General features: G+C 45.0%; 26 protein-coding genes and 1 pseudogene. 9 read left to right on the top strand and 18 right to left on the bottom strand.

The window, feature by feature from the left end; genetic code table 11:
• Nucleotides 1-209: 209 nt before the first annotated feature.
• A complete protein-coding gene (locus AC58QG_RS28445; RefSeq protein WP_497365443.1) occupies nucleotides 210-1,211 on the top strand; it encodes an NAD(P)/FAD-dependent oxidoreductase in 1,002 nt (333 codons plus the stop codon).
• A 302-nt stretch (nucleotides 1,212-1,513) separates the two neighbouring features.
• On the opposite strand, the gene sda is transcribed toward AC58QG_RS28445, so the two are convergent.
• Nucleotides 1,514-1,669, bottom strand: coding sequence for a sporulation histidine kinase inhibitor Sda (gene sda / locus AC58QG_RS28440; protein WP_497365442.1), 156 nt, complete (start codon nucleotides 1,667-1,669; stop codon nucleotides 1,514-1,516).
• 343 nt (nucleotides 1,670-2,012) lie between these two features.
• Between sda and AC58QG_RS28435 the strand changes: the two genes are divergently transcribed.
• Nucleotides 2,013-2,174 carry a mechanosensitive ion channel protein MscL gene (locus tag AC58QG_RS28435; protein ID WP_497365441.1) on the top strand — a complete coding sequence of 54 codons (162 nt, stop codon included), beginning with the start codon at nucleotides 2,013-2,015 and terminating at the stop codon, nucleotides 2,172-2,174.
• 39 nt (nucleotides 2,175-2,213) lie between these two features.
• Here the strand turns inward: AC58QG_RS28435 and AC58QG_RS28430 are convergent, their stop codons facing one another.
• Complete coding sequence (locus tag AC58QG_RS28430) at nucleotides 2,214-2,894, bottom strand: glycoside hydrolase family 73 protein (RefSeq protein WP_497365440.1); 681 nt, start codon at nucleotides 2,892-2,894, stop codon at nucleotides 2,214-2,216.
• Nucleotides 2,895-3,203: 309 nt separating this feature from the next.
• Between AC58QG_RS28430 and AC58QG_RS28425 the strand changes: the two genes are divergently transcribed.
• The gene (locus AC58QG_RS28425) at nucleotides 3,204-3,677 is read left to right on the top strand and encodes a DUF4183 domain-containing protein (RefSeq protein ID WP_497365439.1); all 474 of its coding nucleotides are present in this window, start codon (nucleotides 3,204-3,206) and stop codon (nucleotides 3,675-3,677) included.
• A 93-nt stretch (nucleotides 3,678-3,770) separates the two neighbouring features.
• On the top strand, nucleotides 3,771-4,154 hold the full coding sequence (locus tag AC58QG_RS28420; protein WP_497365438.1) for a DUF4183 domain-containing protein: 384 nt from the start codon (nucleotides 3,771-3,773) through the stop codon (nucleotides 4,152-4,154).
• Nucleotides 4,155-4,258: 104 nt separating this feature from the next.
• Here the strand turns inward: AC58QG_RS28420 and AC58QG_RS28415 are convergent.
• The 3 genes and pseudogenes from AC58QG_RS28415 to AC58QG_RS28405 all read right to left on the bottom strand — a co-directional run.
• Nucleotides 4,259-4,396, bottom strand: a pseudogene (locus AC58QG_RS28415) (protein CysJ); the annotation flags it as partial.
• Between the two features lie 215 nt (nucleotides 4,397-4,611).
• Nucleotides 4,612-4,983, bottom strand: a complete 372-nt coding sequence (locus AC58QG_RS28410; protein ID WP_310502353.1) for a HesB/IscA family protein — start codon at nucleotides 4,981-4,983, stop codon at nucleotides 4,612-4,614.
• 112 nt (nucleotides 4,984-5,095) lie between these two features.
• A complete protein-coding gene (locus tag AC58QG_RS28405; RefSeq protein ID WP_497343157.1) occupies nucleotides 5,096-5,278 on the bottom strand; it encodes an aspartyl-phosphate phosphatase Spo0E family protein in 183 nt (60 codons plus the stop codon).
• A 340-nt stretch (nucleotides 5,279-5,618) separates the two neighbouring features.
• Here AC58QG_RS28405 and mqnE point away from each other — a divergent pair, with 340 nt between their 5' ends.
• On the top strand, nucleotides 5,619-6,725 hold the full coding sequence (gene mqnE / locus AC58QG_RS28400; protein WP_497365437.1) for an aminofutalosine synthase MqnE: 1,107 nt from the start codon (nucleotides 5,619-5,621) through the stop codon (nucleotides 6,723-6,725).
• Nucleotides 6,726-6,765: 40 nt separating this feature from the next.
• Complete coding sequence (locus AC58QG_RS28395; protein WP_497365548.1) at nucleotides 6,766-7,830, top strand: NAD(P)/FAD-dependent oxidoreductase; 1,065 nt, start codon at nucleotides 6,766-6,768, stop codon at nucleotides 7,828-7,830.
• A 15-nt stretch (nucleotides 7,831-7,845) separates the two neighbouring features.
• Here AC58QG_RS28395 and AC58QG_RS28390 read toward each other — a convergent pair whose 3' ends face one another.
• Nucleotides 7,846-8,100, bottom strand: coding sequence for a YuzB family protein (locus AC58QG_RS28390; protein WP_497365436.1), 255 nt, complete (start codon nucleotides 8,098-8,100; stop codon nucleotides 7,846-7,848).
• A 96-nt stretch (nucleotides 8,101-8,196) separates the two neighbouring features.
• Between AC58QG_RS28390 and AC58QG_RS28385 the strand changes: the two genes are divergently transcribed.
• Entirely contained in the window at nucleotides 8,197-8,442 is a 246-nt protein-coding gene (locus AC58QG_RS28385; RefSeq protein ID WP_028558591.1) for a NifU family protein, read from the top strand.
• A 67-nt stretch (nucleotides 8,443-8,509) separates the two neighbouring features.
• On the opposite strand, the gene AC58QG_RS28380 is transcribed toward AC58QG_RS28385, so the two are convergent.
• The 6 genes from AC58QG_RS28380 to AC58QG_RS28355 form a co-directional block, all read right to left on the bottom strand.
• Nucleotides 8,510-9,304 carry an SDR family oxidoreductase gene (locus AC58QG_RS28380; RefSeq protein WP_497365435.1) on the bottom strand — a complete coding sequence of 265 codons (795 nt, stop codon included), beginning with the start codon at nucleotides 9,302-9,304 and terminating at the stop codon, nucleotides 8,510-8,512.
• Nucleotides 9,305-9,310: 6 nt separating this feature from the next.
• A complete protein-coding gene (locus tag AC58QG_RS28375) occupies nucleotides 9,311-10,018 on the bottom strand; it encodes a Cthe_2314 family HEPN domain-containing protein (RefSeq protein ID WP_497365434.1) in 708 nt (235 codons plus the stop codon).
• A gap of 37 nt (nucleotides 10,019-10,055) precedes the next feature.
• Nucleotides 10,056-11,042, bottom strand: coding sequence for a DMT family transporter (locus AC58QG_RS28370; protein ID WP_497365433.1), 987 nt, complete (start codon nucleotides 11,040-11,042; stop codon nucleotides 10,056-10,058).
• Nucleotides 11,021-12,784 (bottom strand): UbiD family decarboxylase, encoded by a 1,764-nt coding sequence (locus tag AC58QG_RS28365; protein WP_497365432.1) that lies wholly within the window; start codon nucleotides 12,782-12,784, stop codon nucleotides 11,021-11,023. Before AC58QG_RS28365 ends, AC58QG_RS28370 begins: the two co-directional genes overlap by 22 nt.
• Nucleotides 12,785-12,883: 99 nt before the next feature.
• Nucleotides 12,884-13,783, bottom strand: a complete 900-nt coding sequence (locus AC58QG_RS28360; protein ID WP_497365431.1) for a COX15/CtaA family protein — start codon at nucleotides 13,781-13,783, stop codon at nucleotides 12,884-12,886.
• A 380-nt stretch (nucleotides 13,784-14,163) separates the two neighbouring features.
• On the bottom strand, nucleotides 14,164-14,508 hold the full coding sequence (locus AC58QG_RS28355) for a thioredoxin family protein (RefSeq protein ID WP_497365430.1): 345 nt from the start codon (nucleotides 14,506-14,508) through the stop codon (nucleotides 14,164-14,166).
• 173 nt (nucleotides 14,509-14,681) lie between these two features.
• On the opposite strand from AC58QG_RS28355, the gene AC58QG_RS28350 reads away from it, so the two are divergent.
• Both AC58QG_RS28350 and AC58QG_RS28345 read left to right on the top strand, forming a co-directional pair.
• Nucleotides 14,682-15,521 (top strand): SPFH domain-containing protein, encoded by an 840-nt coding sequence (locus AC58QG_RS28350; RefSeq protein WP_497365429.1) that lies wholly within the window; start codon nucleotides 14,682-14,684, stop codon nucleotides 15,519-15,521.
• 495 nt (nucleotides 15,522-16,016) lie between these two features.
• Nucleotides 16,017-17,318: a DUF2515 family protein gene (locus AC58QG_RS28345; RefSeq protein WP_497365428.1), complete on the top strand. Its 1,302-nt coding sequence runs from the start codon at nucleotides 16,017-16,019 to the stop codon at nucleotides 17,316-17,318.
• A gap of 12 nt (nucleotides 17,319-17,330) precedes the next feature.
• Here the strand turns inward: AC58QG_RS28345 and AC58QG_RS28340 are convergent, their stop codons facing one another.
• From AC58QG_RS28340 to AC58QG_RS28315, 6 genes are all read right to left on the bottom strand, one after another.
• On the bottom strand, nucleotides 17,331-19,019 hold the full coding sequence (locus AC58QG_RS28340) for a putative polysaccharide biosynthesis protein (protein ID WP_497365427.1): 1,689 nt from the start codon (nucleotides 19,017-19,019) through the stop codon (nucleotides 17,331-17,333).
• Between the two features lie 46 nt (nucleotides 19,020-19,065).
• The gene (locus AC58QG_RS28335) at nucleotides 19,066-19,545 is read right to left on the bottom strand and encodes a DUF456 domain-containing protein (protein WP_497365426.1); all 480 of its coding nucleotides are present in this window, start codon (nucleotides 19,543-19,545) and stop codon (nucleotides 19,066-19,068) included.
• A gap of 50 nt (nucleotides 19,546-19,595) precedes the next feature.
• Nucleotides 19,596-20,333, bottom strand: a complete 738-nt coding sequence (locus tag AC58QG_RS28330) for a Cof-type HAD-IIB family hydrolase (protein ID WP_497365425.1) — start codon at nucleotides 20,331-20,333, stop codon at nucleotides 19,596-19,598.
• 41 nt (nucleotides 20,334-20,374) lie between these two features.
• On the bottom strand, nucleotides 20,375-22,249 hold the full coding sequence (gene asnB / locus AC58QG_RS28325) for an asparagine synthase (glutamine-hydrolyzing) (RefSeq protein WP_497365424.1): 1,875 nt from the start codon (nucleotides 22,247-22,249) through the stop codon (nucleotides 20,375-20,377).
• Nucleotides 22,250-23,005: 756 nt separating this feature from the next.
• Nucleotides 23,006-25,060, bottom strand: a complete 2,055-nt coding sequence (locus AC58QG_RS28320; RefSeq protein ID WP_497365423.1) for a peptidoglycan D,D-transpeptidase FtsI family protein — start codon at nucleotides 25,058-25,060, stop codon at nucleotides 23,006-23,008.
• A gap of 18 nt (nucleotides 25,061-25,078) precedes the next feature.
• Nucleotides 25,079-25,813 carry an HAD-IA family hydrolase gene (locus tag AC58QG_RS28315; RefSeq protein WP_497365422.1) on the bottom strand — a complete coding sequence of 245 codons (735 nt, stop codon included), beginning with the start codon at nucleotides 25,811-25,813 and terminating at the stop codon, nucleotides 25,079-25,081.
• Nucleotides 25,814-25,817: the final 4 nt, after the last annotated feature.

Raw genomic sequence — 25,817 nt, 5'->3', positions numbered from 1 at the left:
ATTTTGCACAAAAATCTTGTATTTTAGGCGTTCTAGCCCATCCAATCCATGTAAGCATTTACTTATCTTATCTATAAGCATTTATATGGAGAATTTAAACTTTTCTGTTTCCTTCATTAGATGAGACGTTTATAAATATACTTATAATGATATTGATTATCGGTTTATTCGGAATCTTACACATATTGGACCAAATCGGAGGTTCTCTTATGAATGAGAAAGAAGCAAATCCAGATATCGTTGATATTATAGTCATTGGCGGTGGCCCGGCTGGCATGTTCGCATCCTTCTATGCAGGAATGCGACAAGCAACTGTGAAAGTTATTGAAAGCATGCCGCAACTTGGCGGTCAACTCGCGGCTCTATATCCCGAAAAATATATTTATGATGTTGCAGGCTTTCCGAAAGTTACCGCGCAAGAACTCATAAATAATCTGTCTGTACAAATGAAACATTTTCCGATTAACATCTGCTTGGAAGAAAAAGTTCATCAAGTTGTTAAGAAGGAAGAGCGTCTATTCGAAATTACGACCGACAAGGGTGTGCACCTTAGTCATGCCGTTATTATTACTGGTGGCGTTGGAGCCTTTGAGCCACGTCGTCTTGAATTACCGGAAGCTGCGCAATTCGAAAAGAAAAACCTACATTACTTCGTAAGTGACTTGAATACATTTGCCGGACAGAAAGTTGTGATTAGCGGCGGCGGTGATTCCGCTGTTGACTGGGCTCTGATGCTTGAACCAATTGCAGAGCAAGTAACCCTGATCCATCGTAGAGATAAATTCCGCGCTCACGAGCACAGTGTAGAGAACCTAATGAACTCGAAAGTAAACGTTGTTACACCAACGGAAATCACCAAGCTTCACGGAACGGATCGGATCGAGCAAATCACACTTAAAAATATTAAATCAGGCGAAGATAGCATCCACGATGTCGATGCCGTCATCATCAACTTCGGATTCGTATCCTCTCTTGGACCGATTTCTGAATGGGGTTTAGAAATCGAAAGTGGTTCTATCGTAGTTGATTCTCGTATGGAAACAAATATTCCAGGTATCTTCGCTGCTGGCGATATTACGACATACCCAGGTAAATTGAAATTGATTGCTGTTGGCTTCGGTGAAGCACCTACTGCGATTAACAATGCCAAAGTTTACATTGACCCAAGTGCTAAGCTTTCACCTGGACACAGCTCGAACTTGAAATTTTAATTAGCAGAAATGAAATGGGGTATTCTATACCTAATCTATGGATTAGGAGGAATACCCCTTTGTCATCTATATGTCCAGTTTGTAATGGCCTGCAAGAATTGCAAACCAACTGTCCTATGTGCTCGCAGCGTATGTGTGACCATGGTAAGCTGAGTGACATGCTCGGTCCTTATTCGCCTTATGAGATGAACAACATTTCTATGACAAACCAGGATGGCAGCGATCTAGATTTCTGCCTTCATCTCTTGAATTGCCCCGACTGTCATTCCAGCTATACCCTGCAAATACCTGCTGAGTGAACTTTAATTAAGTGGTGTTTCGTCCTTAACCAATACGGCTAACTTTAATTTACGTCTCTGAATTTCCGCGAGCAAAAGTTCAAGAAAATCGGATTCTAATCTTAAATCTAGTGCTTTGTAATAAGAGTCGATCAACGTCTCATCGCTAATTTGTCTCACTGAAATCACCCATATTCTATAATTTAAACTAATAGTATCATGGGGTTTTTAATAGAACAAGCGTTCCGTTATCCACAGATAAGTGTGCATATCCTGTGGGTAAATTGTTAATATGTACCATGAAGGCACGTGATGTATAGGGGGATAATGTGTATAAACTTATGCACATCCAAAACCTACCAAATACTGATAAAAAAAATTGATCGCTATTTTAGGCATTTTTCATGTTCTATTAACATAACCTTCATCTTTTTCACAAAATTGAAAAGAAATTTTAATCATCCCTTAATAAACATCGTCTACAATAAGATTAGTAAGATAATTTAAAAGGAGTTGAACTAGAATGATCGTCTACGATATCGTTTTAAATGGCGAAATTAAAGAAACAATTAAGCCTCGCAAGAATCGTTTGAAAGAAATTTATGCCTTTATGCAAGAGCAAACGAAGTTAATGCAAGCCAAGTACGGTGAAAATGTACGAATTAAAGGCCGAATCATCTACTAACCCCACCTTTGCCCCTTCGGACCCTTATTTCATCCACATCTAAATGATGCCTTTGCGATGCAAAACTGTTAATAAGCGATAAAAATCATAGCTCCCTTTCTCAGGAGTGTCGATCAAACCTGCCTTTACTGCTGCATCAATCGCAGACTTCGCCCACGTTGGCACGACTGTCAAAGCTGCCTGCTCCTCGAGTGAATGCACTCTATTAGTTAACTCTGTCATTTGTGCTTGTAATTTTTCTAACATCCGTATGACCTCCTCATCGAAGAAAGTTAACCCTTCAGAAACCATGATCTGATTCAATTTATTTGTATAGGCAGGGTCAGTCGCGTATCCACTGCTTTGTAAGGCAGCCATTTGAGCTTGTGGACTACTAGCTGACCGAACTGCCGAGTAACGCGCAGTTTGAAATAACAAATCTTGATCTCGAAACCCATCCTCGATCGAGGCGTATGCTCGGAAATCTCCCGCTACATTTGACGAACGTTCCCCATTGATAATTTCCCACGTACTTACAGACACACGATCACCCTGCCAGTATGGCGTTAGCACGCCATTTCCAACCTTATACCCAACCAAGTTATTCCATGCCTTTATTTTGCCGCCAGTTTCCAGTATGGCTTGTGCAATACGAACAGATGGGAAAATCGGCGAGCCTTCTAGGCGAAGCTTCACAGCAATCGGTGCAACGAGATCAATAAAATCCTTTCTAGTTGTCATATAACCCCCTCCTTTCTATCAACTACAACTAGTCCTTCCTACTTGCTGTATATCATATAGTATTCCATAAATTGGTAGATAGAAACGGCTAGTAGAGGGTGGTTACGTGGATATTCATCCGAATTACCTCGTTTTGATATGTCCATAATATACAGTTAGTCTTATCAGATTTTCTACAATCAGTTGGCGATAACTAATTAAAATGATTTGGGAAATAAATGTACATATGTCGGGTTCTTGTCCATTACTTCAACTAAATAAGAAGCATAAACTAATCCAATGTAAACGTGGTAGGGGGAGGTGACCTACATGCCCAAAATTAGGAAACCAAGCCGTAACTGTGCTAAACACACAAAAAAAAGGTGCCCTAAGAGGAGAAGAACAATCTGTAGAAAAAATAATAAAGCATCTAAGACCCGATATGTAGTAACACAAATAAACATAGAATGTTCTTACGATTATCCCACGCTTCCTTCAATTAGCATTAGACCTATTGTAAAAAGATATTTTTTTGTTACCCCCTATGATATTAATTTAACTGACGAGAACGTTATTTTTTCAAGTCAGTTTGTCGATGATAGCGGCGAAACCATCAACGAATTTTCCGATTTCGGTCAAGAAGGTTATTTCAACCTTTATATCAATGCTGTATTGCAAGAAGGCGAGATGTACCGTATGAGTCCCAATGCAATAACGCTTGTTGCAACAGGACAACATATTTATGAAGGAACTCCTATTATTATTGAATCGGTTGGATTTACCACGAAGTTAGTATATAAATAGATATATAAACGGGAAGTTTCACCCTGCCTCTTCATACTCTCTCGAATATATTGATATGGAAGTATATGTCATTATAAGAGGAGGTTTTTGAACATGGCACTTCAACTTATGAAGTTACTAGTTACAGCAACAAGCACAATAAGTACGGTTCCAACGCCACAACGATTTTTCTATGTAACAACTGCTCCAACGGCGCCAAGTGCAACATTAGAGATTGATACGGCTGATTTTTTCACTGATGCCGGTGCAGCTGCTACTACCCTCCCAGTATTAGCAACGGATAATAGTATGTTTAATGTTTACATTAACGGCGTGTTACAAATGCAGGAAATTTCAGATTATACTCCTGGTGCTACAGGCGTTGGAAGTCTTGAGATTACTGTACCTCCAGGAGTAGAGTCTATCCCAACTGGATCTCCGATCGTTCTAGAAATAGTAAACTTTGTACCAACTTCTGACACAACGGTTACAACATAATTTTAGTAACTATCTATCAAAATGATCGAAAAGAGGTTTGCAAAAACGGAAGAGGGTGCCCCTTAGTCATTTCATGACTTTGGGACACCCTCTTCTAATGTTAATTAATAAACGTCGCGTTGGTAACGTCCTTGCTCTTGCAAGCTATTCAAATACGCTTCAGCATCTTCGCGGCTCAACTTGCCTTCTTTTTCAATAATGTCAATCAGGATGTTGTGAACATCCTTCGCCATGTTCTGTTTAGTTGGGCTCTTTAGGACTCTAACTAAAATTTATGATGCTGACAGCAAGATTAATTCGAAATTTTAGGACTAATAGGTACCTAGGGAGCAATCCGTCCCGAGATACTCGAAACTTTTCTACTGTTGAGCCACTTTTTTCAGTTTCTTCACAAACAAAAACCTCCCAATGCTGTGTATGGACATCTACACAAGCTTGGAAGGTTCGTCATCCGTTATTAAGCCTCAACCTTATCATCACAAGGTTCAGGTGTTCCTTCATAATCCGCTGGTTTGAAGGATGATCCACAACCACAGGAAGCTACCGCATTCGGGTTGTTGATGGTGAAGCCGCCGCCCATGCCTTTGTCTTCGAAGTCGATTTGGACGCCGTATAAGTACTTAGCGCTTTCTTCGTCTACAACGACTTTCACGCCGTGAATAGTAAATTCTTTATCGTCAGACTTCTGATCGTCATCAAAGCCCATTCCATAAGAAAAGCCGCTGCAACCGCCAGCTTTCACGCCAAGGCGTAAGAATAGCTTTGTAGATTCTTCAGCAGCCAAAAGCTCTTTAATTTTATCACTTGCTGATTCACTAATGTTAATCATAATGGAAATCCCTCCTTGGTTTTTCCTTACATATGAAGGAAACCTGGCATTGGTATACGAAGTGCTTGCTTCAAGTATACTCCTAATCCATCCGATGCTCAAGGGCAGCTGTTCACTGTTTAGGACGTCTTGTGGCATAATACTGCAAAAGCAGCTGATCTAGATCTCGACTGCATTTCTGCACATCAGGATGAAGAAAACCGTAGGAGGTTCCCAAACTAACCATTTGGCCTCGAAGCTGCTCAATTTTGATATGAAGTCGTTCCTGCGGTTCGGTCACGAATAATGGTAGCACGATTATTATCACCTTTAGCCCTTACGTAATCACATTGCAATAGTATACAGGAATTTGTTAATATTGGGAATAACATTTCGCCAATTTCACCGAAATAATATAGGTCATGGATAAGATTGTCGATTTATCTTCAACGTTCGGATGTTGCCCCTCCCAAGTAGGAGGTTTATAATAAAAGGGATTGAAAGCTTGTATCGTTATAAATCTAGGTGTGAATTCCTTAACCGAACTGGTTGACAGGTACGCGAGCTACTCACACCACTTAACGCACCGGGTTCTAGCTTCTGGCTGCGTCGTTTCATTATGCGGTTTATTTTATTTTCATAGGAGGCATGTGATCATGAGTATTACGACTATTGATCCGCTCAAACGGATGGCTGAGATTGCTGACAAAGTTGAGAACGGCGAACGTCTGACCATGGAAGATGGACTATTCTTATATGAATCCGACGATCTTTTAACCATTGGTCAATTAGCTAATAAAGTGAATACACGATTGAATGGAAACAAGGTGTATTTTGTACAAAACATGAGCTTATATTTCACGAATGTATGCGAGGAGCATTGTTCTTTTTGTCATTTCCGCCGCGACGAAGGTGAAGAAGGTGCTTACACACTGACGCCAAGTCAGATGTTGGATTACATTGCTGAAAATTTCAATCCTGAAATTAAAGAATTCCATATAAGTCAAGGACATAACCCTCATCTACCTTTTGAGTATTATGTCGATTGCATTCGTCAATTGAAACAGGCTTATCCGGACGTTACGATTAAAGCCCATACCGCTGCTGAAATCGAATTTTTCTCCCGCATCAGTGGCTTAAGCTACCGTGATGTGCTGAAAACATTAATGGATGCTGGACTTTCCACACTGCCTGGTGGCGGTGCAGAAATTCTGACTGAACGTTACCGTGCCAAAATGAAAGTAGAAAAAGCATCCACAGAAGAATGGTTGGATGTTCATCGCCAAGCACATTTGCTTGGGATGAAAACACATGCGACCATGCTATATGGTTCGATTGAAACAAAAGAAGAACGTATTCGCCATATGATGTTGCTGCGCGAGCTGCAGGACGAAACAGGCGGTTTCCTCGTCTTCATCCCGAATTCTGTTCAACCAGCAAGCAAGAATGCAGGTCTCAAACGACGCGTTCCGGCTTGGGATGAGCTCAAAACCATTGCGATTAGCCGCTTAATGCTGGATAATTTCCCGCACATTAAGGCTTATTTTATTAATATTGGCACGAAGCTTACACAACTATCCTTCACCTTCGGCGCCTCTGATGCACACGGCACGATCGTGAAAGAGAAAATTTCACATGCAGCCGGTGCACTTTCACCTGAGGGCTTAACACGTGACGAGCTCGTTTGGCTCATTCAAGGTTCAGGCCGCGTCGCGGTAGAACGTGACACCTTTTATAATGAAATCAAAGTGTATGAGAGATAATAGAGAATAGATCATCGTTCAGAAGGGATATTGGTTGGCTATGAAAAAGTTTGTCATTCTCGGAGGAGGCTATGGTGGTCTGACCATAGCTTTAAATTTGCTGGAAAAGGATTTACCAGACGACACAGAACTTATAATGATTGATCGCAGTCCATTTCAAGGGCTCAAAACCGAATACTATGCACTCGCTTCAGGCACCATTGCAGAAACGCATATTCGTGTTGCCTATCCAGATGATTCTCGATTACAGCTCGTGTACGGAGAAGTTTCTGGTGTTGATCTTGGCACGAAACAAATCAACTTCCACGACAAAGAACCCATTTCCTATGACTGGTTAGTCATTGGACTGGGTTGTGTGGATAGTTATCATGGCATCGTGGGTGCTCAGGAGTTCTCTTCTAGCATCCAAACACTTGCTCAAACGCGTGCAACGTATCAGAAAATAAACAACATCAATCCATATGGACAAGTGTCCATTATTGGTGGCGGACTTAGCGGTGTAGAAATGGCGTCCGAGCTTCGTGAAAGCCGCCCTGACTTGAATATCCGATTAATCGATCGTGGTCCAAGTCTTCTCTCCGCTTTCCCTACGAATCTGCAGCAGTATGTGCGTGAATGGATGATCGAACATCATATCGAATTGCGTACTCAAGTATCCCTAGTTCGATTAGATGGCGGAGATTTATACAATCAAGATGAAATTATCCGTACAGATGCGACGATTTGGACAGCTGGTATACAACCAACGCCTATTGTCGAAGCTTTGAATGTACCAAAAGATCGTCAAGGACGTATTCTGTTAAATGAATACCACCAAATCCCGGACTTCGAAGAAGTTTTCGTCGTTGGTGACTGTGCGTCATTACCTTTCTCACCAAGCGCTCAAGCCGCACAAGCGCAGGGTAAGCAAATTGCAGAAGCGATACAAGCAATTTGGAAAGGCGATACGCCTAAGCTTGGCAAAATCAAGCTTAGAGGCACGCTTGGTTCACTTGGTAAAAAGAGCGGCTTCGGCATAATGGGTAAACGTACGTTAATGACAGGAAAAATTGCTCGTATGTTGAAAAGCGGCGTGCTATGGAAATCCAAACGCCACTTTGGTTAGCATCAGGATATCCGATTATTCACTTAGCAAATCGTACATGGCCTCAATCTCTTTGATTTTATCTAAAATGCGAATATGGAGGCTCTCTGCGCTTTCAGCTGCAATGATTTCGCCGTTGACGAGCGCGTAAGGCTCCATGTAGCACTGGCCACAGTTGCCAAGACAACCATATTCCATGACATCAAATTCGGGATTTTCTTCGAGTTCTTTCATGACTTTATCTGTTCCTGTGTGCATATTGCTGGCACAAAATTCTATAATTGGTCGCATTTAAAAATTCCACCCCATGCTGATAGTTTCAAACCCCAAACCATTTTCATTTAAAGCGTATTGTACTATAATAGATAAAGAAAGGAGATGAATCAAATGACAGAAAAAACCAAAGAAGCGATTTACGATGAAGTTCTTGAGGTTTTAGATAAACTTCGTCCTTTCCTACAACGCGATGGCGGTGACGTCGATCTAGTTGATGTGGAAGACGGAATCGTAAAACTTAAACTTATGGGTGCCTGCGGTAGCTGCCCGAGCTCAACAATCACATTGAAGGCTGGTATTGAGCGCGCATTGGTTGAAGAGGTAGAAGGCATAACAGAAGTCGTACAGGTATTCTAATTACGACTATATCATAAGAAAGAGCTTACCTCTAGGGTAAGCTCTTTTTGCTGTATGGGATGATGTTCTATTCTGACTTGCGTTGTTTGATCACAGGTATAGGCTGAATAGGGTCCAACGCACCGGAGATATCCATAATATTGCCAGTGATGAAATCCGAGTTGGGCGAGCAAAGGAAATCAATGACACGCGCGACATCCTCCCCTGTTCCAGGTCTACCCACAGGCGTCTCTCCATCCACTTCTAAGCGCGCTTCTTCCATGGTGCGTTCTTTGTTCTTCCCCCGAATATCGCCCGGACAAATCATATTCACCGTAATGCCATGCGCGGCTTCTTCCTCGGCTAATGTTTTGGTGAAAGAGACTAACCCTACCTTAGCAGCCGCATAAGCAGCCCTGTGCGTCCAACCCCTCGCTTCAGCCGCTTTCCCAAAGCCGAAATGGATGATACGCCCCCATCGCTTCTCTCTCATCATAGGCAGTACAAGATGATCTAACGCCATCACGCCTAGGAGATTCCCTCGCATTAAATAATCAATTTCATCCATATGATAATCAGCGAAAAAGCGCCGTTCCCGAACAAATGGCCCCGCATTATTCACAAGTATATCAATCGATCCCAGCTTTGAGACCGTTTCTTCCACCATCCGGATATTATCCTCACGGTTGGCTACATCCCCTTGAACGGCAATGCTGCGAACACCCATGTCCGTCAATTGCTGAACAAGTTCAACAGCTTCCTTCTCGCTTGTTACATAATTAACAGCGACCTGGCAGCCCTTCTTGGCTAAGGTTAATGCCGTCATTTTGCCCAAACCCTTGGCACTGCCTGTCACCAGCACTGTTCGACCTGTTAATGGCATGGTCCCCTACCCCTTTGTCACATATGCCGTAATGTAAGTAAATGCTATTGTTAAGGTTCGGCATACCATGTCAAATCCCTGCTGCAAATCGGACAAATTCATCTTCACATCCTCAATATGAATGCGTTCACCGAGCATCGGCTCTTTCTGCATAAGATCGTCCAACATCTCAGCATTAATATAATGCATCTCCATATTACGCAGATTACGGAGACGTTCTAACGGCGCTTTATAGGTCATTTTGAGGGTATAAAGTTGCAACTCTAAAGAGCCATGAATATGCTTCTCATGCATGTGACGGAGCACAGTGAAATACGAAAATCGCGATTTCACGGTCTCGGTCTTCAACTCGAAGAGGTCATTCATGAAGGTACCTAATTTATCCAAAATAGAAAATAGACGGATGAACGCATTTTTGTAGAAATAAACAAACCGCTGATAATCCTCTGTTTCTTGGGGGGTCATTTCCTCCAAAAAACCTTTAACTATACGCTCGCCATATCGCTCGCAGCAATATTTGCTCTGTTCAAGCTCATCTAGTGCATCGATAAATCCTTTGCTCCATATCGCTTGCCGATGAAAGATCGAACGCACCGTAGAGAGGTGACTCTGTTCCGTTTCGATCTGTTTCATATAGGCTCTTACTGCATCGCCAGCTTCCAGCAGGAGTCCGCTGTCGATACGTTCCGGCTCATTAAATAATACACGAAGCATAAGATCACCTTCCTATTATCATGATCAGATCATCTTGTTACTTCGATAACGTTGTGGCCGCAGGGGCAGGAATAGCTGATCGCTTGGCTCCTGCTGTACGATCACGCTGCACAAAATACATCGCGGCCAACACACCTGCGCCCCCCAGATACTGGCTTAACGAGATCGACTCTCCTAGGAAAATGAACCCTCCAAGTGCAGCCGTCACAGGGAGCAAGTAGCCGTAAGCCGATGATTTGAAAGGTCCTAGCTTAGCTAAACTCCAATTATGCAGAGAGAATCCAACAGCAGTTGCCAAAAGCGAAGTATAGATTAAGCTAATCCATCCAGCCTGTGAAATCGCTGCGAAGTATGCACCATCCGCACGCAATAAAACGAACGGCAATAAAGATAAGGCTCCCGCTGTCATTTCAAGGGAAATGAGAATTGGAAGTGGGTATTTCACGACTAATCGATTCATCCCAATGAGATAGATAGCCCCCATGAAACTGCGCATAAGGAGTAGGATATCGCCTCGAAACGTCTCACTACCCAAGTGAAAGCCTTCGGCTCCCCCCGAGACAATGAGGATCACACTGCCGAGCGCTAAGGGTATCCCTACTAGGATTCTCCAAGTAATCTTCACTTGCCCAGCAATGACAGCAATGAGCACCGTGATGACAGGCATGAAACCTCGTCCAAGCACGGCACCATTCGCAGCGTTGGAAAACTGTAAAGCATATTGCAGCAGAGCTTCCATCCCTACGGCATTGAGTATCCCCAGCCCACAGATGAGCAGCAGATCACGACCCGCAATTTGGAAGCGAAGCGAACGAGAACGATAATAGAAGTAAGTATAGACCCACAGGATTGGAATCATACTCGCGAAGCGTAGACCATTGAAGACTAGACTGTCCCATTCTCTGCCCCCAATTTTGAGAGAAGCCAAATTAATTCCCCAAAGCAGGTATACAAGAACAAATCCCATATGCGGATAGAGGTTTCGAAATCGTCCCGCGCTCATCACGCGAAGTATTCCTTCCATCTGCGGTCAACGAGTTCTACGATGTCTTCTCGAGGGAAAAGCTCATCTGGGTAACCCGGCTTCATCCGAGCGTCAATGACAATCGGAACTTCATAGGCAATATGATGACGATTCACACTAGACTGCGCGTACATGTCACTTGCAGGGTTAAAACGTGTGAACACCGTCCATAAGAATTTCGTTTGGTCATTCGCGATACCGCTGGCATCATCGACTAGGATGACCAAAGGCCACTGCTTCAATCGGTCAGCAGCATTCGCAAGCAGACGCTGTGGCAGCTCAGGCTCAGCTGCATAGGAAGCGCCAGAGACGAGCAGGCAGCCGCCGCAATACACGGCGATATCATGGATCTCTGGCAGTTCACCTTCGGTGTATGCCCTTGGCAGCTCGCGTACAGGATCGCCTGTGCCAAGCAGTACGGCTTTCGAGCCGTGGTTGAGCTGACCACCGGTATAATCCAATGTATCGTGTGATGTTTTATTAAAAATAAATAGATCGCGTGCCGGATCGAAACGTTCCAATACGGTTTCTAACAGCTGCGAGAAGTTCGCTAAGGTCGTCGGACGGTCCGTCACGATCAAGAACTTCGTGAGGGATAGCTGACCCTCACCGAGGATCCGGAACGCTGTACCGAGCGCCTCACGGCTGTAGCTTTCGCGGACGACAGCGGCAGCGAGCGGGTGGAATCCGGTCTCGGCATACGTCCACAGGTCTTTCACCCCTGGCATCGCCATCGGGAACGCGGGCTCCAGCAGTCTTTGCAGGAATTCGCCAAGGAAGTAATCCTCTTGGCGGGGTTTGCCAACGATCGTCGCCGGATAGATCGCGTCTTTGCGGTGCCACACATGATTCACGTTGAAAACGGGGAAATCATGGGTGAGCGAGTAATACCCGAAGTGGTCGCCGAATGGACCTTCGGGGCGTCTAAGATGCGGCGGAACGGAGCCGCATATCGCGAACTCCGCCTCGGCCACGAGGCGGTGCCCCCCATGGGGATTCTCCACCATGGGCAGCTTCTGCCCGAGGATGAGCGAAGCGAGCATCAGCTCGGGCAAGTGCTCGGGCACCGGCGCAATCGCCGAGGCGATGAGCGCGGGCGGGCCGCCCAGGAACACGGTGACGGGCAGCGCCTGGTTGCGCTTCTCGGCTTCGTGGTAGTGGAAGCCGCCGCCTTTGTGGATTTGCCAGTGCATCCCGGTCGTGAAGTCATCATACACCTGCATGCGATACATGCCCAGGTTATGATGACCGCCGTCTGGATGCTCGGTGTAAACAAGCGGCAGCGTGACGAACGGGCCGCCGTCTTCTTGCCAGCTCGTCAGGACAGGCAGTCCTGCGAGGGGGTTCTCCTGCTTCAAGCCGCCGAGAATCGGCGCTTGATTCGGTTGGATCTTCTTCGTCCCGACTTTCATCAGGTCGAGGATGAGACCTCTTTCGCCCCACAGCGCTTTAGGCGTAGGTGGCATCAACGTGCTCGTTGCGTTGATAACCGCTTTCATGAATTGCTCCGGCTTCGGACCGAAAGCCAGATCCACTCGTCTTGTTGTGCCGAACAAATTCGTCACGACAGGGAATGCACTGCCTTTTACATTCGTGAACAGTAAAGCAGGACCTTGCTCATCGATGACACGGCGATGTATTTCCGCAAGCTCAAGATTTGGATCTACGGGAGCGGATATTTCAATCAATTCATTTTCGCCGCGTAAAATCTCTAGAAACGCTCGTAAATTTGTTGGTACCATGGGAACTTCCACCTTTACCTAAGTAATATTTAATCATTCATCCAGGATGAAAAAGGAAATGGCCTTCCGTTAGAAGGCCTTGTTTGCCGCATTTTGCTGCTAGGCTTTGCGATCATATAGCGTGAGTACACATAAATAACATAAGAATCCAAACATACAAGCCACAATAATGGCATGAATCATACCAGTAAATAAATACGCGACTTCATTCCCTAGTGACCAGGTTACCACAGCACCGCTAATCACTTGAAGAGAAACGAGAATAAGGGCCCATTTACTCCCAAACCAAAGCTTGTCCGTATGCTGATAATGGCGTCGTGCTTGCAGATATAGAAATAAAATACAAACAAATAGCAGCAAGGCAGCAATTCGATGCGTAAATACAATTCCTGTAGCACCGCTGAGCTCTGGAATGACTTCGCCATTACACAACGGCCAGCCCGAGCACCCACCAGAAGAAACGGTATGACGCACGAATGCACCTAGATAAACAACGACATAACTGTAAATAGCCGTAAACCAGACGATCACTTTAAAGCTTGTATGAATCGGCGTTGTCCGCACAAATTGTCCCCATGGGGTAAACACAAGTGCTAGCAGTAAGGAAAAAGCAAAAGCAAGTAAGGATAATCCGAAATGAAGTGCCAAGACAAGAGAAGATTGCGGCCAAACAACGGCCAAAGCACCCATAGCTGCTTGAATCAGCGTCATCACCACAGTTGCTGTAATAAAGAATTTTGCATCTCTACGTTTCACATAGCGAAAAACTAAGTAGAATGTTGCTACAAGAATGAGCGTTACAACACCAACAACCAAGCGGTGACTGTACTCAATAAAAGAAGAAATGGTATGTGCCGGTATGAATTTACCATGACACAATGGCCACTCATCTCCACAGCCTCGACCTGCGTCAGCCTTAGTTACTAAGGCACCCATAGCAAGAATAAGGAACATGCCGATGGCGGATAAATTAGCTAATCTTTGGATCCATTTTTGCATGATTGCACCTACTTTATGTCATATCTACTAAGGATCTTGTCGAATACTGTTGTTCCGCTTTCAATTATAGCTGTAATATGAAGGCATTTCCATTCGCAATTGTTACAAAGCTCCGAAACCACAGGGAATCGATATGTTGGCTACTCGCATTAGCGCGCCCAACACTTGGAAAAAACATTATAGTGTGTGTAATATGGACGCATTTATTCCGAGATAGGCTGAGAAGTGTAAAAGGGGCGATTTCGCGCCTGATTACATATCATCAGTACATCACTCTTGTTACATTAGCGTCATCAAAAAAACACCGACATCGGATATGATCCGACGTCGGTGTCATCGTATGTTTACTCCAACTGGAGTCATTTACGCCTTACTCCTTCTTATGAAGTTAACGCGTTTGAGACTTCAATGGCACGATCAAGGAATTGCTCGATTTCCTCACGTGTTTTACGCAGCTTGCTGACAAAACGAACCAACTCTTGGCCATTCCGGAAAGCAATGAAACTCGGGATACCTAAGATGTTCAATTGTTCACACAGATCAGGGAATTCATCGCGATCCAATTCAATGAAGGTAAGTCGGCCTTCGTAGGCTTGCTCCACTGCAGGCATAAAAGGATCAATATAATGACAATCCTTACACCATGTCGTTTTGAAAATGGCAATGGTCACGCCGGATTGTGAAATTTGCTCTTGGAATTGTTGCTCAGTTGATACTTTACGCATAGGGACACCTCATCACTTATGGAATTTACTATCTTATATCATGTGAGAAAATCGGTGTCAAGATTTGCTCCTGTTCTTTGGTATGTTCCGGTCATCTTCATTTTACAATTAAAGTAAAAAGTGATATCATATAAATATCAAAATAATATGTGTATTAGGGAGGCTTTACATCTATGAAAGAAACTAACGTATGGTCATTCAATGGCTTTATTGGCTTACTCTTATTTTTCGCCGCTCTCGGGCTAGGCATTTACAGTTTCACGCAAGAGAGCATTTTGATTGGTTTTATTTTGATCTTAATTGGCATCATCTCCCTGACGACAATTACTGTCGTTCAGCCGAATCAAGCCTCGGTCATTACTTTTTTCGGGAGCTATCTAGGCACGATTCGCAAGAGTGGACTCTGGTTCGTGGTTCCCTTTTCTTCACGCAAGAAGATTTCGCTGCGGGTTCGCAATTTTAACAGTGTTAAATTAAAAGTTAATGATATCGATGGGAATCCGATTGAAATTGCTGCTGTAGTCGTGTTTAAAGTCGTTGATACGTACAAAGCCTTGTTCGATGTAGACAGTTATGAGAAATTCGTTGAAATTCAAAGTGAGACTGCCCTTCGTCATGTTGCTAGCAAGTATCCCTATGACCGCTACGAAACGGAAGGCTATTCGTTAAGAGGAAATGCTGATGAGGTTGCGGCTGAGCTCAGCATGGAGCTTCAACATCGTCTTTCCGTTGCAGGTGTTGAGGTGATTGAGTCCCGTCTGACTCACCTGGCCTACTCCACCGAAATTGCCAGCGCCATGCTACAGCGTCAACAAGCCTCAGCGATTTTATCAGTACGCTCCATTATTGTAGAAGGCGCCGTTGGCATGGTTCAAATGGCTGTCGAACAATTGGAGGCCAAGGGTTTGCAGCTTGACGAGGAGCGTAAAGCTGCCATGATCAACAATCTCCTAGTTGCGATTGTATCTGATCGTTCAGCGACTCCGGTCATTAATACCGGATCGTTGTACTAACGGGACCATGGTATGGCTCCCAAGAAAAATTTCCCGCTTCGACTTGATCCAAAGTTGCACCAAGCATTAGAGCAGTGGGCTGAGGATGAGTTCCGAAGTGTTAACGGACACATTGAATACTTACTCCGAGAAGCGCTCCTCCGTTCGGGACGGCTCCCCAAAACTAGTGCCGTGGCACAGCCATCGCATGAAGAGTTGGACTAACGAAAAACATCTTACATGGCATCCGCCTGTAAGATGTTTTTTGCATTTCCCTAAGTTGTAATCTTAATGGTAGGTACCGAAATGATCTGTGGTGTAGTAATCTCGGGATCTGTGTGCAAATCTTTTCCTTAAATTGGATATTAGTCATAGTACTTCTCCACATTTATATAGACAAACAGTCGATAAGCGATCATTTTCGCTCTCTAAACATTAATCGTATCCTTTTGACATACCTCTAAGCTAACATGCAAATAATAGAAAGATGGATTTCGCTCTAGTAAGGAGGCAAATATGCGACTAAATCTTCCACCCGAAACCGAGGACGATAAGGGATTTTATTATAAAATCAGGGGACTCCCGGGCGCTATTGTTCAACTTGTTAAACAGCAAGCTGCTAAGCTAACAAGCTCTTCGGATCAAGTTCACGAATTGCCTTTGCGAATCGATATCTCCCCCGCTGCGATTGCAAGAGTAGAAAAGGAGCTTGATCAACAGCTAGCTTTGCAGCAAGGAGGCGTAACTCCCCCATCCCCTACCGCTCTGGAACTACGAATTCTTCAACAGATCATCGCCAAAACCCAATCGGATAATCGGAATAATGTTACTCGTACACAAGCGTATTGGGCGTGCTATCGCGACTTTCCTGAGCTGCATTGGGCGTTGTTAGCTCATATGGTATCCCGCAATGGGGGCTGGTGCATGACGGATTTACGCGGGGAACTGCTGCCTCACTTGATGAGCAATAGAGCTACAGATCACTTATTTTCCTTTCTGGAACGCGCGAACGCCCTTATCTTCCAAGATGCATATCCGCAAATGCTACTCTATGTTGAAAGCAAACGGAGGAAAGTCAGTTTATTCCATCTTCTCCCTCATTTGCAAATATCCGCTTGGATGCTCCCGATCTGGCAGGATTTCTGGAAATTCCAAGATACTGCCCTTCTAACCCTAGGGCTAATTGTCAATGAGCAAAGTTACGTTGAAGATCGTATTGTTCAGAATCCTATATATCGACAAACCGTATTAGACACGCCGCTGTTCAAAACACAAGCTTGGCTGCAGCTTAATCAAGTTGGATTCCCCTTTCGATCCAACAAGGCGGATGCACCACCACCTCAACCACATCTTGCTGGCCTTATTCTTGAGAATTTCAAGAATCTCACTGAACGCATTGAATTTGGCAAAGCCTTGTATGCAATCCTCTTTGGAGTGCCAAGCGTGTTACACGGTGTCCTTGCTTTCGCTTCGACAACTCCCCATTCGGGGTCACGCTCAGATTACTGGCCGCATCTATTCGCGCCCATACGAAAAACCCCTCCTGATCTTAAATATCAGGAGAGGCTCGATGGCTACAGCCTTAAGAAAGGTGCAGCTCCGTTCTATAGTCCACCTCTTCGCTCAGCGTGGCCTGATAGGCCACTAGCGCCGGTAGAACGAGGGGATTGGTTTACCCGTGTGGAGGAACCGCTAAAGCATATGCGATCCATTTCCGTTCCGGTTGCTTACGACTTGACACAAGATATGTGTCTTGGATTGAGCAAGATTGAATTAGCTGTCGTTAGCGCTCAAGCGATAAAGAAATTCATCCCCTGAGGCCGTTATTACCTAAGAACGCTTCAACACGCGACTCGCTTTCGCGATCAGCTTCTGTACAGGTGATGGAAAGCTTTTCACATCATCCTTCGTCACCACTCGCGTTATCATAAGCATGACAGGGTACAAGGCCACTGTAAATCCGCAAATCAACACGGCTTGGATGCCTTGATTCAAACGGAACCACGGTGATGGCAGCACATAGGTGTGAGTTAGCCATTCCGCCGCAAAGCCGAGACCACCGATAACAATGATCGTTACGATAAGCCCGCCGAAACGGCGTCCCAGAATTGTGAACGATACCTCCTTACGGAGGGAGCGGATATTAAGCCAAGACATCGCAATAAAACATAGCCCTGTTGAGATAATGATACCGTAAATACCGTACCATTGCCCTAGCACGAAGCTGCCAAGCAGCTTGATTGCGATGCCGACACCTACATGAGCCATTAGTGGCTTCATCCGTCCCATTCCCATGAGAACGGCCCCTGAGGTCTGCATCACGATCTGGAACATCGCACCTGCTGTCAGCAAGGAAATCATCGCAGGTCCATGTGCAATTCCGTAAGTTGAATCCTCTAGGCCAAATAGGAAGAAATCAAGCGGTCTAGCCGCAATGGTGATCATGAGTACCGCAGGAAGACCCGAAAGAATAGCGAGCTGAAGCACACGTGTCGTCTGCTGTCCAACTTGCTTCAAGTCTTTCCGTGAATACGCGGCTGAAATTATAGGTACAACAGATTGACTCAAGGCTATGGCCAAAATAATAGGAATCCCCGCGAGCGATTGCGCACGTCCGCCCAAAATACCTACTAATCGTGAGGCTTCACTAGTGCCGATAGCATCTTGCAAGAGTGGAATGATCATGGATGTATCAATAAGATACACTAGCGTAACCGTCACGGAGAATACGACTATGGGTATCGAGAGCCTCAATAAGCTGCGATAAATATCCCTGTAACGGATCAATTCCACTGGATGATCATCTAACCGAGCAGCTCCCGTCTGCTCTGCCGCGGCTTGTGAAACAGCTGGTTGAGGTACTTGTGCATCAGCACGCTTAAGCTTTACAGCATAATACAGCATAACGGCTAGTGCCGCTACACCTCCAACCACACCTCCAAAAGAAGCCCCTGCTACACCCCACCCTAGCGAGATATCGAGCAAGAAATAGGCCAGTGTAATTGAGATAATGAGTCTAAAAATTTGTTCCACGACTTGTGAAATGCCATTTGGCATCATATTCTGTCGTCCTTGGAAATACCCTCGCATAATCGCGATAAGCGGAAATAGAAGCATAGCTGGCGCGATCGCCCTCGTAGCTAACGTCGCGTCGGGACCACCCTTTGAAATGTTTTCTGCATAAATCGGAGCGAAAACATACAGCAACACAGTCATGGCTGCACCTGCAACAATCGCGAACCAAATCGCAGCTCGATAGATACGCTGTGCTTCATGAGGTCGACCGATGGCACGTTTCTCAGCCACCATTTTACTTAATGCGCTGGGAATTCCTGCGGTTGCAATAACCAGCAGAATTGAATATAAATTAAAAGCAATGACATAGCTGGCCATTCCTTCTTCATGAAGCAGATGAACCAGCGGTATTCGCTGGAAAACGCCGAGAAACCGCGCTATAAGCGCGGCCACGGTGAGAATGAGCGTCCCTTTTACAAGGGAATCTTTGGTTACCTTCGTCAAGTCCGTTCCTTCTCTCTCTTACAGTTTTCATACGTCCTCTTATGCCTCAAAAGACCCAGAGGAAGAAAATGATGATCATGGCAAGCTGTAATACAACTTTGACAACAGAGCTAGCAAAAAAGCCAAGCACAGAACCAATTCCCGTACGTACTGCATTTTGCCAGGATGATCCGACAATCAATTCACCCAATACGGCACCAATGAATGGACCTAGAATAATCCCGAAAGCTGGAATCACGAAAGGGCCAATAATCAATCCAATGGTGCTGCCCACGACTGCTGCCTTGGAGCCGCCGAACTTTTTGACCCCTAACGCACTAACCGCATAGTCCGCCACAATAATAATAATGACGGTCAAGGTCTGTATCAACCAGAACCAGAAGCCGAAAGGCTCCCAGCTGATCAGCCAGCCGTAGATGAAAAAGGCAGCATAAATGGCCAGCACACCAGGCAGAATCGGATAGACGGCACCCACCATTCCGACAACAAATAAAAGAATAACGACAATCCAACCTAAGGTAATCATGCTCAGTTACTTCCTCCACTCATGCGTGAATGTGGTACATGGCTTTTCAACTAGGCAAGCATGTAAGTTCGAATGACTTGTGCGACAGCATGCTCATTATTCGTAACCGTCGTGATATCGGCGATTCGCTTTACTTCATCCTGCGCATTTCCCATGGCAACGCCTAGTCCTGCTTCACGAATCATCGCAATATCATTTTCGCTGTCACCCATAGCAATAACCTCGGACATCGAAATACCCAATAGGTCACACACCGCTTCAACACCACTTGCTTTCGTGATGCCGAGCGGATTCAGCTCTAAGTTCGACGGATGCGAATTGGTGATTTCAAGGGTCCCCCAACTCGACACCACTTCGCGAATGCGTTGCAATTTCTCCGCATTGTCTGTGAAAAAGCCGAATTTTAGCCATTCATGCTGGTTGATATCTAACCCTTCACTTTCACGGTTAAACACACCTTGTACGGAATACGCCCACCACCAGCAATCATTCTCCACCGCTAGCTTATGCAAATCGCGTATCGTTTCAATGGGGACTAAGGTTCGTTTCAGCAAAGTATCTGGTGAAGACCACACTTCACCGCCGTTTACCACAACTAGTGGAGTTGAAAGCCCAAGCTCCTTAATGAAAGGCATAGCACTTATCGCTCCACGACCTGTAGACATAATAACGACTTTCCCTTGGGAAGAGGCTTCCCGAATTGCCGCTTGATTCTCGGCGGATATTTTTTTGTCCTCGTTTAACAAGGTCCCATCCATGTCGAGTGCGATTAATTTATATTTTCCCAAAGCTCGTCAACTCCTGTCTCATGGTGCCTTAACTTGTGGACCTAGTAAGCAGTGAGCACTTTCTTAGGCAGCTCTTCCATGAACGTTTTGTGCCATAGTGCAAATATATAAAGGGTCCACAAGCGTCTTGCGTAGTCTCCTTGACCAATACGATGCTTATGCAGCATTTTCTCGACCGCTCCAATATCGATATAATCTTCAATGCCACTAGTCTTGATTTGATCTATGACCATGTCGCCCATGGCACCCTTCATCCAATCACGAAGTGGAACAGGGAAGCCTAACTTCGGACGATTCAGAATCGGATCAGGAATAATCCCTTCCATCGCTTTACGGAAGATGTACTTCGTAGTGCCATTCGCAATGCGATATTTAGCTGGAATACGGCGAGCTACCTCGAACAACTCTTTATCCAAGAATGGAACACGCAGCTCTAGGGAGTGTGCCATTGTCATTTTGTCAGCCTTCATCAAAATATCACCAGGCATCCACAAATTCATATCGATGTATTGCATTCGACTTACCGGATCCAGATGCTTTGTTTTGTTATAGTAATCGCCGGCGATTTGCACGGGATTTTTGTAGGCACGCAGCATCTCGCTATCGAGACGGAGCACTTCCGCTTTCATATCCTCGGAGAAGATTTTGGCATTCCCGAGGAAGCGTTCCTCTAGCGGAGTCGTCCCCCGCAACACATAGTTGCGGCCTTTCACTCCGCTCGGCAGTATGCGTGCGAAACGGTTCAGCATACGCTTCACCGATGACGGCAGCTGATCCAGCGGCTTGAGCGACTGCGGCTCGCGATAAATGCGATAGCCGCCGAACAGCTCGTCCGCGCCTTCGCCGGACAGCACAACCGTTACGTGCTCGCGCGCAAGCTGAGCCACGTGGTAGAGCGCGATGGCCGAAGGATCGGCGACAGGCTCGTCCTGGTGCCAGATCGCCTTTGGCATGGTGGCAAAGAAATCATCCTGCGTGATGATTTTATCGTAGTGCTCTGTCCCGAGCGTTGCAGCGGTCTGAGCGGCAATCGGCGTCTCGTTGTTGGCGCCTTCGAAGCCAACAGAGAATGTGCGGATCGGTTCGATATTCCGCATATGCGTTGCAATAGCCGTCGAGTCGATCCCGCTCGATAGGAAGCATCCTCGTTCCACATCGCTGACCATGTGCAACTTAACGGATTCTTTCAAGCCTTCACGAATTTGTTCCACATAATAGTCAAATGGCTTCTCTTCCGGTTCGAACATCGGATCCCAATATTTATGTAGCGTCATTTTACCGTCAAACGTAATTGTTACCGAATGAGCAGGCGGCAGCTTATAGATGCCTTGGAACATTGTGTTTGGCTCTGGTACATATTGAAAGGTCAAATAATTCAGCAAGCTGTCCGTATGGATCAACCGATTCATGCCATCCGCCGCCAGCAAGCTCTTGATTTCCGAGCCGAACATAAACTGACGGTCACTTACATGATAATAGAACGGCTTAATACCGAAATGGTCTCTCGCTCCGAACAGCTGCTTTTTCTTGCGATCCCAGATTACAAAGCCAAACATTCCGCGCATGTGCTTCACGCAATCTTCGCCGAATTCCTCATATAGATGAACGATGACCTCTGTGTCACTCTGCGTGCGGAAAATATGACCGCGCTCCTTCAACATCGTGCGCAGCTCTTTGTAATTATAAATTTCACCGTTGAAAATAATCCAAACGGTTTCATCTTCATTAGCTAATGGCTGATGGCCTTCTTTGATATCGATAATGGACAAACGTCTAAATCCTAAACCAATACGATTCTCTGTCCAGAAGCCCACATCATTCGGCCCCCGGTGAACGATCATATCCGTCATTTGCTGAAGCATCGCTTCAGTTGGTTCTCTATCTTCAAAATACATAACACCTGCAATACCACACATGGTGAGACTCACTCCTCCGTACTCTCATCATTCTTCTCTTGGACAACCGATATATTAGTATACCATATCAGCCCGTCATTCAGGAAATGCCATGAGCGTACGAGAATTGCTGTATCCTATAGAAAAATGATGGAAATGAGAAGTCGTTTTAAAGAAGCAGATAACCGGCTTTTTTTCAATTGATTCGACCACCTTTCCTGTGTGCACAAAAGTTGATCTAAGGCAACATTTGGGGTATAAGAAGTTCCTACCCTTGGAATAGGATATGCTGCCGTTGTGTAACTGGTGCTTACAGCTTAAATAGCTGCTGAAATCGACCAGATTTCTTCATTGTTAGGCTAAGGTTCTACTTTGCTATTTGCTGGGCTAATAGGGGGGGGAATTCGCGCGAGTGCTGATCCCAGCAACTTGAATTAACTGGAAATTATACATCTACTTTCGCAGATTCACCCTGTTAATTCGTCTTAGATGGAAAAAATGCAGCTAATTCTCCCCGATAGCGTATATAGGCGAAATTTCTTTAAATTAACGGTACAAAATCCATCTATTCTCCATTTATATCGATTTTCAGAAGATTTAACTGTATGAAATCCATCTATTGCTCCCCTATCCAAACTCCACATGCGCGCACATACACCGCCCCACCCTCATCCACCAATTTAGACCATTCCAGGATTAGCAACCGTGCTTCAGAAGCAAGTTCTAATCGCAAAAAAAAGAGCCTGCCGCAGCAAGCTCCCTCTTTCTTCCTCTTGATTACCAAGGCCTCTTCCCGCCGCCAAGCTTCGTCAAAATGCCATCGTTCGCCGCGTCATACGCTTCGAAGATTTTCGCTGCTATCGGGGATGCGCCGTAGCGTCCAAATCCACCCTCTGGTACTACGACCGCCACTGCCAGTTTCGGATTCTCGACCGGAGCAAAGGCGATAAGCACCGCATTCTCAACAGATCCACCTGCTACAACTTGTGTGGATGTACCCGTTTTACGAGCGACATTGAATGGCAATTCTTCAATACCTTCGGCGCCACTTTTCATTCCATGGATAATCGTATTCCAATCAGCCTGAGCGAATTCCTTCGAGAAATCCTCAAGAACCTCTGGCTCAACCTTTTTCACTAATTCACCTTGAAAATCTCTTATTTCATCGACAAACAATGGCTTCATCCGTTTACCACGACTGGCAAGTGTTGCTGTATATTGCGCAAGCTGCAGCGTTGTCGTTTTCTCATTCTGACCCCATGATGCGTAAACCATTGCCGATTGATAACTGTCTTTCTCGGCATTTTTGATAAAGTCATTCGAGCCTGCGAATTCACCTGGCAAGCCACTTCCCGTTTTCACGCCCATGCCGAACTTAGCCAAATACTCAGCCCACTTAGCCGTCACCTTCTGATTCTCTCTCCCATACTTGTTCCAGAACGGAATACCTACCATCGCAGACATATACGTATTCGAGGAGTGTTCAATCGCTCCCGCTGCATTTAAGGAACCGTAAGCGGTTTTTCCTGAGTTCGAGATAGTGCTATTACCATCCTTACCGAAGCTGAATGAACCAGAATCATAATACGTCTGCCCCGCTGTAAAGAACTTTTCCTTCAAACCAATTAACACCGATAATGGCTTAATCGTAGAACCCATGAAAACGATGGAGGAAGGATGTTTCGCATTTTCTTTCTCATCCGGAAACTTCGATTTTGCAGTCATAATCGTACCATTGGAAATAAAGGTACTGATGTCCTTATAAATACCTGGCGATATTCCACCTGTCCAAGCGTTCGCGTCATAATCCGGATAATTCGCCATCGTAACGATGCGGCCCGTATCTACTTCCATAGCAACGGCGAAGCCAGAAGATGCCTTCATGCCCGTTTTCATATACAGATCATTCGCATGTGAAGGATCGCGAAGATATAGAATATGATCATGGAGCACTTTCTCTGCAGCCTTCTGAACGTCCTTATTGATCGACAGATACAGATTATTCCCCTTAATCGGGGCTGTGACTTCCGCTCTTCCAATAATTTTCATCGCGGCATTCACCGGATATTTCTTACTGCCATTCCTTCCGCGCAGCTCATCCTGATACATCCGCTCGATCCCATCGAAACCGACATTCTCATTACTTAAATATTCTTCACTATTCGGATTATCCTTATAGATTTCTTTCGCTGTTTGGGTTGAAAATGCATTCGTATACCCGACCAATTGCGTAGCAATTGTCGTCTTATCATCTTCCACTTCATAGGTGCGGATACTTTCTTCCGTCACTTCCAGCCCTTTGAATTCATCCCGGTGCTCTAGCAAATAGGCAATTTCACCGTTGGATAAATCCGGTTTAATACGACGTGGCACTGAAAAGTAACTTGGGTCTTTCACTTTATTTTTATTAATGTCATAGCCCAGATCCATCGCAAGGACGATCTCCTCAGCGGTAGGGCTGACTGTATTCGGTTTAGCATACTCGTCAAATACCTTCTTAATGCGCTTGGCTAAATCAATATTAGCATCCTTATCCTGGCCTGGTTCAATACGGAAAAATAAGGACTGTACGGGAATTGTATAGGCCAGCGGGGATTTCGTAGAATCATAAATATTACCGCGAATCGGGGCGATCTTGTTAGTCTGATTCGTATTGGTATTCTCTGCAGCCTTCAGATCTTTGGCTTGAACAAATTGAAGAATTGCTAACCTCACGATTAGCACGGAAAACAATAAAAAGGTAACGAAGAAAAATATATTGATCCGAAACGAAAAGTGCCGTTTTTTTGTAATTTCTTTTTTCTTCGGATCATCCATAATGGATGATTTCATGGTGGTTCATATCCTTTCTCACTTAGGTCGTACATCGCCGGCAGGCTCCTGAATCAGTTCGAGCAGGGAACGGATCCCATCTCCCGTATGATATGGATACCGAATTATACGAACAGCATCAATTCCTACTTGATTAGGGGCCCAAATATCATTCGTCTCATGATCCCCGACATACAGCACGTCCTCGGCCGCAACGCCCGCCATCTGTAGCGCAAGCTCAAAAATTGCAGGATCAGGTTTCTCCAAGCCAACTTCTGTGGATACGAGTACTGGGTCAAAATAGTGCAATACACCTTTGTCTGCTAAAATAGCTTTCAGCGTAGGCGCAAAATTAGAGATAATACCGATACGGAAACCTTGTGCTCGCAGTTCTTCCAGAAATGGCTTCACATCATCGAACAAATCGTAATGCTCGGGTGCTGTGAAAATCTCATAAAGTTCATGACAGCAGTTAAAAATTTCTTCCTCCGTCCACTCTTCATGAACGCCTAGCTTATGCAGGACATAGTGGTATAGGTTAACCCAGAATTCACGATCTGACTCTGGACTGCACACCACGAAGTTATCTTTTTTCTCAACATAATAATATAGACGAAATGCTTCAGTAAAAAGTTCATGAATATGCGCTTCATCTCGGTCAACAGCGCGCAATTGCAAATATTGCTTCAATATCGTTTGTGCTGCAGGAATCGTTACCAAAGTATCACCTGCATCTAAGTAAATCATCTTGTATGATGTTAACTCTTTTCGCATTTCG

Source organism: Paenibacillus sp. J22P169, assembly GCF_059691995.1.
Note: the sequence above shows the minus strand (reverse complement) of the source record. Positions and strands in the feature narration are given on the sequence as shown.

Coding starts and splice junctions, on each gene's coding strand:
- AC58QG_RS28315 (WP_497365422.1), bottom strand. CDS start 25,813: ATGCGAAAAGAGTTAACATCATACAAGATGATTTACTTAGATGCAGGT.
- AC58QG_RS28350 (WP_497365429.1), top strand. CDS start 14,682: ATGAAAGAAACTAACGTATGGTCATTCAATGGCTTTATTGGCTTACTC.
- AC58QG_RS28355 (WP_497365430.1), bottom strand. CDS start 14,508: ATGCGTAAAGTATCAACTGAGCAACAATTCCAAGAGCAAATTTCACAA.
- mqnE (WP_497365437.1), top strand. CDS start 5,619: ATGAGTATTACGACTATTGATCCGCTCAAACGGATGGCTGAGATTGCT.
- AC58QG_RS28445 (WP_497365443.1), top strand. CDS start 210: ATGAATGAGAAAGAAGCAAATCCAGATATCGTTGATATTATAGTCATT.
- AC58QG_RS28385 (WP_028558591.1), top strand. CDS start 8,197: ATGACAGAAAAAACCAAAGAAGCGATTTACGATGAAGTTCTTGAGGTT.
- AC58QG_RS28345 (WP_497365428.1), top strand. CDS start 16,017: ATGCGACTAAATCTTCCACCCGAAACCGAGGACGATAAGGGATTTTAT.
- AC58QG_RS28375 (WP_497365434.1), bottom strand. CDS start 10,018: ATGCTTCGTGTATTATTTAATGAGCCGGAACGTATCGACAGCGGACTC.
- AC58QG_RS28380 (WP_497365435.1), bottom strand. CDS start 9,304: ATGCCATTAACAGGTCGAACAGTGCTGGTGACAGGCAGTGCCAAGGGT.
- AC58QG_RS28430 (WP_497365440.1), bottom strand. CDS start 2,894: ATGACAACTAGAAAGGATTTTATTGATCTCGTTGCACCGATTGCTGTG.
- AC58QG_RS28435 (WP_497365441.1), top strand. CDS start 2,013: ATGATCGTCTACGATATCGTTTTAAATGGCGAAATTAAAGAAACAATT.
- AC58QG_RS28395 (WP_497365548.1), top strand. CDS start 6,766: ATGAAAAAGTTTGTCATTCTCGGAGGAGGCTATGGTGGTCTGACCATA.
- AC58QG_RS28420 (WP_497365438.1), top strand. CDS start 3,771: ATGGCACTTCAACTTATGAAGTTACTAGTTACAGCAACAAGCACAATA.
- AC58QG_RS28425 (WP_497365439.1), top strand. CDS start 3,204: ATGCCCAAAATTAGGAAACCAAGCCGTAACTGTGCTAAACACACAAAA.
- AC58QG_RS28360 (WP_497365431.1), bottom strand. CDS start 13,783: ATGCAAAAATGGATCCAAAGATTAGCTAATTTATCCGCCATCGGCATG.
- AC58QG_RS28335 (WP_497365426.1), bottom strand. CDS start 19,545: ATGATTACCTTAGGTTGGATTGTCGTTATTCTTTTATTTGTTGTCGGA.
- asnB (WP_497365424.1), bottom strand. CDS start 22,249: ATGTGTGGTATTGCAGGTGTTATGTATTTTGAAGATAGAGAACCAACT.
- AC58QG_RS28410 (WP_310502353.1), bottom strand. CDS start 4,983: ATGATTAACATTAGTGAATCAGCAAGTGATAAAATTAAAGAGCTTTTG.
- AC58QG_RS28365 (WP_497365432.1), bottom strand. CDS start 12,784: ATGGTACCAACAAATTTACGAGCGTTTCTAGAGATTTTACGCGGCGAA.
- AC58QG_RS28370 (WP_497365433.1), bottom strand. CDS start 11,042: ATGGAAGGAATACTTCGCGTGATGAGCGCGGGACGATTTCGAAACCTC.
- AC58QG_RS28390 (WP_497365436.1), bottom strand. CDS start 8,100: ATGCGACCAATTATAGAATTTTGTGCCAGCAATATGCACACAGGAACA.
- AC58QG_RS28320 (WP_497365423.1), bottom strand. CDS start 25,060: ATGAAATCATCCATTATGGATGATCCGAAGAAAAAAGAAATTACAAAA.